The 8177-nt window shown below is 53.9% G+C and carries 10 protein-coding genes; 8 read left to right on the forward strand and 2 right to left on the reverse strand.

What is annotated here, in order from left to right; all coding sequences use genetic code 11:
* Both FDW95_RS23350 and FDW95_RS22585 read left to right on the forward strand, forming a co-directional pair.
* The coding region (locus FDW95_RS23350; protein WP_212734311.1) for a hypothetical protein at positions 1-197 on the forward strand (197 nt) is incomplete at its 5' end.
* Positions 164-823 carry a hypothetical protein gene (locus tag FDW95_RS22585; protein WP_115259768.1) on the forward strand — a complete coding sequence of 220 codons (660 nt, stop codon included), beginning with the start codon at positions 164-166 and terminating at the stop codon, positions 821-823. The genes FDW95_RS23350 and FDW95_RS22585, both read left to right, overlap by 34 nt.
* 40 nt (positions 824-863) lie before the next feature.
* Here FDW95_RS22585 and FDW95_RS22590 read toward each other — a convergent pair whose 3' ends face one another.
* Positions 864-1106, reverse strand: coding sequence for an ogr/Delta-like zinc finger family protein (locus FDW95_RS22590; protein ID WP_001514747.1), 243 nt, complete (start codon positions 1104-1106; stop codon positions 864-866).
* 46 nt (positions 1107-1152) lie between these two features.
* The gene (locus FDW95_RS22595) at positions 1153-2280 is read right to left on the reverse strand and encodes a phage late control D family protein (RefSeq protein ID WP_115260007.1); all 1128 of its coding nucleotides are present in this window, start codon (positions 2278-2280) and stop codon (positions 1153-1155) included.
* A 161-nt stretch (positions 2281-2441) separates the two neighbouring features.
* Here FDW95_RS22595 and FDW95_RS22600 point away from each other — a divergent pair, with 161 nt between their 5' ends.
* Genes FDW95_RS22600 through FDW95_RS22625 form a run of 6 tightly spaced genes read left to right on the forward strand, consistent with a single transcriptional unit; the run spans position 2442 to position 8036 of the window.
* The gene (locus tag FDW95_RS22600; protein ID WP_115259769.1) at positions 2442-3638 is read left to right on the forward strand and encodes a phage tail sheath subtilisin-like domain-containing protein; all 1197 of its coding nucleotides are present in this window, start codon (positions 2442-2444) and stop codon (positions 3636-3638) included.
* Positions 3639-3650: 12 nt separating this feature from the next.
* Positions 3651-4166 (forward strand): phage major tail tube protein, encoded by a 516-nt coding sequence (locus FDW95_RS22605; RefSeq protein ID WP_001514744.1) that lies wholly within the window; start codon positions 3651-3653, stop codon positions 4164-4166.
* A 14-nt stretch (positions 4167-4180) separates the two neighbouring features.
* Positions 4181-4519, forward strand: a complete 339-nt coding sequence (locus FDW95_RS22610) for a phage tail assembly protein (protein WP_001514743.1) — start codon at positions 4181-4183, stop codon at positions 4517-4519.
* A gap of 50 nt (positions 4520-4569) precedes the next feature.
* Positions 4570-4644 carry a GpE family phage tail protein gene (locus FDW95_RS24100; protein WP_326490683.1) on the forward strand — a complete coding sequence of 25 codons (75 nt, stop codon included), beginning with the start codon at positions 4570-4572 and terminating at the stop codon, positions 4642-4644.
* Positions 4645-7575: a phage tail tape measure protein gene (locus FDW95_RS22620; protein WP_115259770.1), complete on the forward strand. Its 2931-nt coding sequence runs from the start codon at positions 4645-4647 to the stop codon at positions 7573-7575.
* An 11-nt stretch (positions 7576-7586) separates the two neighbouring features.
* Positions 7587-8036, forward strand: coding sequence for a phage tail protein (locus tag FDW95_RS22625; protein ID WP_115259771.1), 450 nt, complete (start codon positions 7587-7589; stop codon positions 8034-8036).
* The last annotated feature ends 141 nt before the right edge of the window (positions 8037-8177 follow it).

Below are 8177 nucleotides of genomic sequence, written 5' to 3' on the forward strand. Positions count from 1 at the left end.
AAGAAATCCAGCAAGTAACACAATGGAATAAAAGGATTTATTCTAATCTTCGTCTACATTTTGACTACACTTCGACAAAGAAGCAGCCAGGCGCACCGCGCTTGGCTGTTCCGTTTTTGAGCACCATCGACAATAATACCCGCCTCAATACGGAGGGTATCCAATGGAAAAAATCATCACCATCATTGCAGCGATAGCCGGTATCGCTTTCTGGGTCGGGCTTATAAATCCGAAGTGGGTTTTTATGCCAAACCGAAAAAAATCATCAATCGTTTACCTTGCTATATGCCTGATTACTGCCGCAGCAGGAGCCAATCTCTACCCTACCCAAAAACCAGCTACCCCAGTAACTAACACAGAGGCAGACGCCAGCAACACAGCCAGCGCCTCAGAGATACCACAGCAACCAGCTAAACCGGTTGCCTCTGATGCTGGCGTAATTGATTATTCAGAGGTAACAAAAGATCTCCCCGCACATTTAGCTAAAGAACTTGGAAAATTAAATCTTTCTGTTGTCCCTGTGATGCAGGATAAAACGCTTGTTGTCGCTTTCAATTTCGACAACATAGAAGAGCTGCAAGCAAGGAGCGCCGTTCAAACGGTTTGTTATACCTACTTCAATACAAGCAACAAACAGCGAGCGTGGAAGGCTGGAACAGTGGAAAAAGTCTTCATCACTAACGATATCCTAACCAAAGGTTTTGTTTTCAATGGCGGTGATAAAAGTTGCGATGAGTGGGCAAAAAAAGCCGGTGACGATGGAGATAAATTCTTAAATGAGAAACTGCAAAAAAGCAGATTTGTAGCCATAAACAATAAATAATTTCACTGCTTGAGCGCCCATAAAGGGCGCTCTCACTTCGCTACAACACCAAACTTAACTGATCTTCGCCGTGATGACTTCGCGGGAAAACATCTTGAGGAACCACCGCGCCGGGGACTGGTTGAGTCTGGTTTAATGATTCGTCTATTTGCGTCATGCTGGTAAAACAGTAGCCGCACAACATGTTTTGACACTGGTGATAACTGCGTCGTACTAAATCACTCAACTCTACACTGGTACGAGTTTTCGCAACTGCACGGCAGCGAGGACAGCGCATTGCCATACGCGGGCCTCCTCTGGGCTGGTTAATATCACGTCAAGTATAACGCTTAACCCGTTGATTCGTCACCCGCCTCAGCGGTCCACTCATCAATCTTAACTTCCAGCTCCAGCGAGGTGGTAAAGCCGCCGCTGCCGATATCATGCACACATCGGGTAATCGTCCAGTAACCATTATCAATCGTGGACTTAAAGCCCGATACACTTGCCGATTGTTCCGGGTACAAATCCGCCCGGCCCCGCGCCAGCGTGATAGAGAATGACGCCGCGCCACGCTGTAACTGGCTCCACTTCGCCGCTGCTGCCCGCTTCGCTGCCTTCTCTGTTTTAAACGTCTTGCGGATCACGAATACGTTGCCTTCCGCGCCCGCCATGTAATCCCCTTCCTTGCTGCTTGAGGCGGGTTCTTTTGGCTTCTTCGGCTGGGTTGTCCGACGACTTCTGCGGGTGTTTGTTTGTACCGTGGTGGTGGGCTTTTTACCGAAATTCAGATCCAGCCAGTAAGCGGTAACGCCGGTATAAGCATCACGATCGGCAATGCTAAAACTGTGCTTGTCGCCGCTGGCCCGCACAATGCTGATCGCCGGTAAAGGTTTACCGCTCTGGGTTACGCCCTGCCCCGGCGTGATGAACAGCAACATGCCGTTTTTGACAGTGGCAACCGCACCCAGCATATCCGCCATTCTGGTGAGAAAACTGATATCTGATTCACTGGTTTGGTCAGCGTGATCGATCTCAATCTTCGCCAGCTCCTCGCTTACCCCGGCGCGCAGGTCGTACCGGCTGGCGATACTGGCAACCACATCGCCAACGGTAATATCGTGCCAGGAGTATTCACGCTTCACGTTGAACGTGTCGCGAAAATCTGCACTGCGGGCGCTTATGGTGAGCTGGTCAGGTGGGCCACGGTGTGCAACCTCATCAACGGTATACAGCCCTTTAAATACCAGCGGGTCATTGTCCCAGCCCAGCGAAACGGAAATCTTAGCGCCGCGCGATGGCATCACGATCTGCCCGTCTGAATCGTCCACCGTGAGATCAAGCGTATCCGCTTCAAATCCCCGGTTGTCCGTCAGCGACAACGAGATCAAACGGTCATCCAGCGCAGTGAGCTGCTTGTCTTCAATCTGAATACTGAACGCCGGGCGGGGAGAATAACGCGCATCATCATCCAACATCTTATTGGTTCCCTCATTGGTGAGGGTACCATCGTCGCCACGCGCGCGCGTACAGACAACGCGGGGCTGTTGTTGCGGTCTGCTGACAACGCCCACCTCTCGCACCGGCTGGCAATTGTCGCAATGATAAGTGGCAATCATTGACCTGGCGAGGCAACTACATGGCCACAAATTACCATCACGGTGTAACCGTCACGGAAACCACCGATCTGAGCACGATGATCACCGATATTGATTCGGCGGTTATCGGCGTCGTTTGTATCGCTGATGATGCAGATGAAGACGCTTTCCCGCTGGATACCCCTGTACTCATTACCCGCGTGGCTAACATGCTGGGCAAGGCAGGCAAAACCGGCACCCTATTCACCACCCTGAAAGCCATTTCAGACCAGACCAGCCCGCAGACCATTGTGATCCGCGTGGCTGATGCGTCCAAAATCGTACCCCCGGAAGGCGGCACGGCCCCAACGCAGGATCAGCTGGTTATTGGCGGTACTGACCCGGATACCGGGCTTTTTACCGGCATGTATGCGCTGCTATCGGCTGAGATGCGTGTTGGCGTCCGCCCGCGTGTGCTTGCCGTTCCCGGCCTTGATACTCAGCCAGTGGCGGCGCAGCTCGGTGTAATGGCTGAGAAGCTGCGCGCCTTTGCTTACGTATCTGCGAATGGCTGTAACACCATCGCAGAGGCGAAGGAATACCGGGAGCAGTTTGCCCAGCGTGAAATGATGGTGATCTGGCCTAACTTCATTTGCTACGACACCAACGCGGGAGCAAACGCCACCGTGCCGGTGGGTGCTCATGCGGTAGGGATGCGCGCCAAAATCGACGCAACGCAGGGCTGGCACAAAACCATTTCCAACGTGCCGGTGAATAACGTGCTGGGGATGGATCGCGATATCTATTTCACCCTACAGGGCACCGATACCGATGCGGACGAGCTGAACGCGGCAGGCGTCACCACCCTGATCAAACAGGATGGTTATCGCATCTGGGGATCACGTACCTGCGACGAAGAAACCTACATTTTTGAGAGCTACACCCGTACCGCTCAGATTGTGGCGGATACCGTGGCAGAGGCTCACTTCTCCTATGTTGATAAGCCGCTCACCCCGTCGCTGGTAAAAGATATCGTTGACGGTATCAACCGCAAGCTGACGTCCTATGTGACGGCGGGCAAGCTGCTGGGTGCGCGCTGCTGGTATGACCCTGAACCGAATACCAGCGAAACGCTGCGCAACGGGCAGCTCACCATCAAATACAACTACACGCCTGTCCCGCCGCTGGAAAATCTCAGCCTGGTGCAGGAGTTCACTGATGAATACTTCGCTACGTTTTCCAGCGCAGTGAATAACTAACCGGGGGCGCGTATGGCTCTGCCTAAAAAACTTAAATACTTCAACATGTTCTTTGATGGGGATAACTATTTCGGCATGGTGCCGGAAATCACCCCGGCGAAGTTAACCCGCAAGACAGAGGATTATCAGGCCGGTGGTATGCCTGGTTCTGTCGCGGTTGATCTCGGCTTTGATGCCGGTGCGCTGGATATGGATATCACCCTTGGCGGCATGGATGCGGGGCTGCTGAAAAAATGGGGCATCGCCACCGCCGATGGTATGCAAACGCGCTATGCGGGGTCGTACCAGGATGATTCAACCGGCGAAGCGGTACCCGTCGAAATCCAGACGCGCGGGCGCTTCACGGAGATGGATCCGGGCACGTCCAAAACCGGGGATGATACTTCCCATAAGTACACCCTGAAAAATACCTATTACAAGCTGACCATCAACGGCGAGGAAATCATTGAAGTTGATGTGCTCAATATGATCTATAAAGTTGGCGGCGTTGACATGATGGAAAAACACCGCGCTAACATTGGCTTATAAGGAATTAATGCACCATGACCAAAGTAACCGGTAAAGAAGTTGTCACGCTCAATGCGCCTATCGTTCGCGGCAAGACGGCAATCAGCGAAATCACGATCACGCCAGTCTTAAAGCAGGCCGGATCGCTGCGTGGTTTAAAAGTCTATGACGTTCTGACATCGAATTATGATGCGCTGGTTGTTCTGCTGCCGCGCGTTACCGCCCCGGCGCTGACCGCTGACGAAATCGCCCGCATGGATACGTGGGACTTCTGCCAGCTCGCCAATGCGGTGGTTGATTTTTTGCAACCACCTTCGGATCAGAGCGGGACGGATACGGGCAGCGCGTCATCCGATGCCCCTGCGAACGCATAGAAAACCTAATGGCGGATATCGCCGTCATTTTCCACTGGCGACCAGCGGAGATGGACGCCATGACGGTAGAGGAACTTCTGTTATGGCGTGATCAAGCCGCTGCGCGCAGTGGCGGAGATCAATAAATGGCAGACCGCAAATTAAATATTCAGGTTGCTTTCAGCGCCCTGAATAATATGTCCCGCCCTGTCAGTGCGGCGCGCCAGAGCGCCGCCGCGCTGGCCTCTCAAATCAAGCAGACGCAAAGCAGCATCAAAGGGCTTGAGCGTCAGGCTTCCAGCTTTGACCGGCTGACCTCAGCCAACAAGAAGACCACCGATCAACTGGCTCAGGCAAAGACGCAGGCGCGTGAAATGGCGGCGGCATTCGGCCCGCTACGCCAGCGCAGCGCTGAGCAAGTTACCGCCCTCAATCAGCAGCGGGCAGCGATCCGCAACCTGACAGCCCAGCAGAAAACGGAGCAGGCCCAGCTCAACCAGTTGCGCGCCAGCTTCTACAGTGAAGGGATTGCGATCAGCAGCACCAGCCGGGCAACGGAACAAATCAGCCAGCGCACCGCGCAGTACAACCGCCAGCTTACTGAGCAACAACGGCGGCTTGAGTCCGTCACTCAGGCACAGGCGCGCTATGCCCGCGCCAAAGAAACCGGCGAGAGATTGCAAAGCTCAGGTATGAAGACCGCAGCGACCGGCGCGGCAGTGCTTGCCCCCGTAGCCGCCGCCATCAAGAGTTACAGCAGTCTGGAAGACGCCATGAAGGGTGTATCCAAACAGGTGAACGGGTTGCGGGATAACAACGGAAACCGCACCGCCCAATATGATGAGATGGAAAAGGCCATCAAGGACGCTGCCGAAAAGTTACCTATGCAGAATGGTGCTATTGATTACGCTGCTCTGGTAGAAGGTGGCGCACGTATGGGCGTGGCTAACAGCGATGACCCATGGCAGAAGCAGAAAAAAGATCTGCTTACGTTTGCCAATACCGCCGCTATGGCTTCTAAGGCTTTTGAGCTACCTGCCGATCAGCTGTCGGAAAGCCTGGGTAAAATCGCCGGTCTGTATAAAATCCCCATTCAGGACATTGGTAAGCTTGGCGACGTAATCAACTATCTGGACGATAACGCCACGTCAAAAGGCTCTGACATTATCGACGTGCTGCAACGCGTGGGTGGTGCTGCCGATCAGCTCGGCTATCAGAATGCTGCTGCATTAGGTTCAACGTTCCTAACTCTGGGTGAACAGTCAGAAACAGCGGGTACCGCCGTTAAAGCGATGGTGCGCGAGCTGGGCAACGCCATGGTGCAACCGGATCGATTTATGGAAGGTCTGGACGCATTGGGGCTTAATGCTGAGAAAGTGCAGAAGAGCATGGCAAAGGATGCCATGGGCACCATCATGGCGGTGATGGAAGCCACCAAAAAGCTGGAACCAGATAAGCAACTGAACGTGCTTACTCAGCTTTTTGGTGATGAATATGCAATGGCAGTATCCAAAGTTGCCAACAACCTGCCGGAATTACGCAGGCAACTCGAATTAACCCACGGTACCGCATCGAAAGGCTCAATGAAGCGTGAATCAGATATTGATCTTGATTCTCTCACTTCACGCTGGTTGATCACAAAAACCATTCTTTCCAATAACTTCACCGCATTAGGAAAATCAATGCGTGAACCAATGATGGAAATAATGGGATCGGTGAGCAAAGTATTGGTTTCTATCCGGGGCTGGGTTGAAGCCAATCCGGCGCTGGTTGCCGCCATCATGAAGACCGTCGCCGCGATCGGTGCCATTCTCACGGTGCTGGGTACGCTTATGCTGGCGCTGGGTGCAATACTCGGCCCGATGGCGCTTGTACGTTTGAGCTTTACCACGCTGGCAGGTGAAGGCGGAATCGCCAAACTGCTGACCAGCATCACCCGGCTGGGCGGCGCGTTTCAGTGGCTGGCGGGTTCGCCTATGCAGGCGCTGCTTACTGCCGGTCGGGCGGTCTTTGGCCCCCTGATCACGCTGCTGGCGGGTATCTCTGCCCCGGTCTGGGGTCTGATTGCTCTGTTTGCTGGCGTCGCTATTGCGATCATCCAGTTCTGGCAACCTATCAAGGCGTTTTTCAGCGGGTTCTTTACCGGCCTGATGCAGGGGCTACAGCCGATCTTTTCTATCGTTTCCGCAGTATTCTCACCGCTGGTACCGATATTTGACGCCATCATCTCCGCGCTCAGTACGGTATGGGACTGGTTTACAAAGCTGTTTGAGCCGATCCAGTTCTCCACTGAGGCGCTTAAATCCTGTACCAGCGCCGGGGAATCCTTCGGCAAGATTGTGGGTGATGCCATCTCACTGGTACTATGGCCCGTTGAACAACTCTGGAAAGGTCTGGATCTGGTGCTGGAAAAGCTGGGCTTGATCCCCGATCAGGCAGAGCGGGCCAAAAAAGCCGTTGAGCAGGTGAACACGCAGAAGAAACTTACCGGGCTGGCGGATACGCTTGCCGGGGATCTGAAAGCCGTCACCGCGCAATCGAAGAAGGAGGAGGAGAAGAAGGAGCAAAAGCGGAAAACGGAACAGAGCCAGCAGCAACAGGCGCTTGCCAATAACCTGAAAGGCCCGGCGAACCTCGCACCGAAGATCAGCGGTAGCCTGGATAAAATTGCCAGCAACACGGCAGAGAAGAAAGACGGCCCCGGTGAAATAGTCTTCAAAAATAAACAGCCATACATTCCTATCCGTGGCGGGTACGCCGAACCGGTGCAACAGGTTCAGCGGCAGGTGCCATCACTCACCGCATGGATGCAGCAGCAGGCTGGCGCGCTCGTTTCTTCGGTGCTGCCGTACAGCGTTCAGCAGCCTGCCGCCCGTTCGCCAGTGTCGGCGGCTCCGTCTGCGGCTTCCGTCGCGGCGCTGATGCCTGGCGGCGACGTGTTTAACTTTGAAATCAACATCAACGACGCGGGCCAGATGGATGAACAAAAACTTGTCCAGCGCATCCGCGAAGAGTTCACCGTTGCCCAGCAGCAGGCCGCACGGCGCAAACGCTCGCAACTGACCGACCACGAATAAGGAGCAAAGCCATGATGATGATATTGGGCATGTTTCCGTTTGCGCTGCAAACGACACCCTACCAGACGTCTAACCAGTCGAATACCTGGCGGCACGTCAAAAACGATCGCGTGGGGAAATCTCCGCGCTATCAGTACATAGGCCCGGACGAAGAGCCGTTCACGCTCTCCGGCACGTTGTACCCGGAAATCAGCGGGGGTGATGTGTCGCTCACTACGCTAAAAACAATGGCGTTCACCGGTAGAGCATGGCCCCTGATTGAAGGCACTGGCGCAATTTACGGCATGTACGTGATCGAAGGGTTAACCCAGAATCGCACTGAGTTCTTTCAGGACGGGAAAGCGCGGAAGATTGATTTTACCCTCAGCCTGAAAAAGGTCAGCGAGGATATCAGGGAGAAGCTGGCGGAAATTACCAACGATGATGTGCTGTCTATGGTGAAAGCGGGGGTGAATTTCTAACTTTATTTTTTATGGCCAACACGTTCATTGTTGGCAGTGTGGTACCGAAATCATCGGGCACCGTCACTTTTAACCGTGCTACAGCACGGTCATTTATGGCGGTGCTGTAGCTTCTATCAAAGGTTCCTATGCAGGCATTAC

Origin of the sequence: Citrobacter sp. wls718 (assembly GCF_005280945.1) — a bacterium.
Classification (GTDB): Bacteria; Pseudomonadota; Gammaproteobacteria; order Enterobacterales; family Enterobacteriaceae; genus Citrobacter; species Citrobacter gillenii.

What these genes read in the sequence shown, in the direction of transcription:
- FDW95_RS22595 (WP_115260007.1), bottom strand. Translation starts at nt 2,280, where the DNA reads ATGTTGGATGATGATGCGCGTTATTCTCCCCGCCCGGCGTTCAGTATT.
- FDW95_RS22585 (WP_115259768.1), top strand. Translation starts at nt 164, where the DNA reads ATGGAAAAAATCATCACCATCATTGCAGCGATAGCCGGTATCGCTTTC.
- FDW95_RS22590 (WP_001514747.1), bottom strand. Translation starts at nt 1,106, where the DNA reads ATGGCAATGCGCTGTCCTCGCTGCCGTGCAGTTGCGAAAACTCGTACC.
- FDW95_RS22625 (WP_115259771.1), top strand. Translation starts at nt 7,587, where the DNA reads ATGATGATGATATTGGGCATGTTTCCGTTTGCGCTGCAAACGACACCC.
- FDW95_RS22620 (WP_115259770.1), top strand. Translation starts at nt 4,645, where the DNA reads ATGGCAGACCGCAAATTAAATATTCAGGTTGCTTTCAGCGCCCTGAAT.
- FDW95_RS22600 (WP_115259769.1), top strand. Translation starts at nt 2,442, where the DNA reads ATGGCCACAAATTACCATCACGGTGTAACCGTCACGGAAACCACCGAT.
- FDW95_RS22610 (WP_001514743.1), top strand. Translation starts at nt 4,181, where the DNA reads ATGACCAAAGTAACCGGTAAAGAAGTTGTCACGCTCAATGCGCCTATC.
- FDW95_RS22605 (WP_001514744.1), top strand. Translation starts at nt 3,651, where the DNA reads ATGGCTCTGCCTAAAAAACTTAAATACTTCAACATGTTCTTTGATGGG.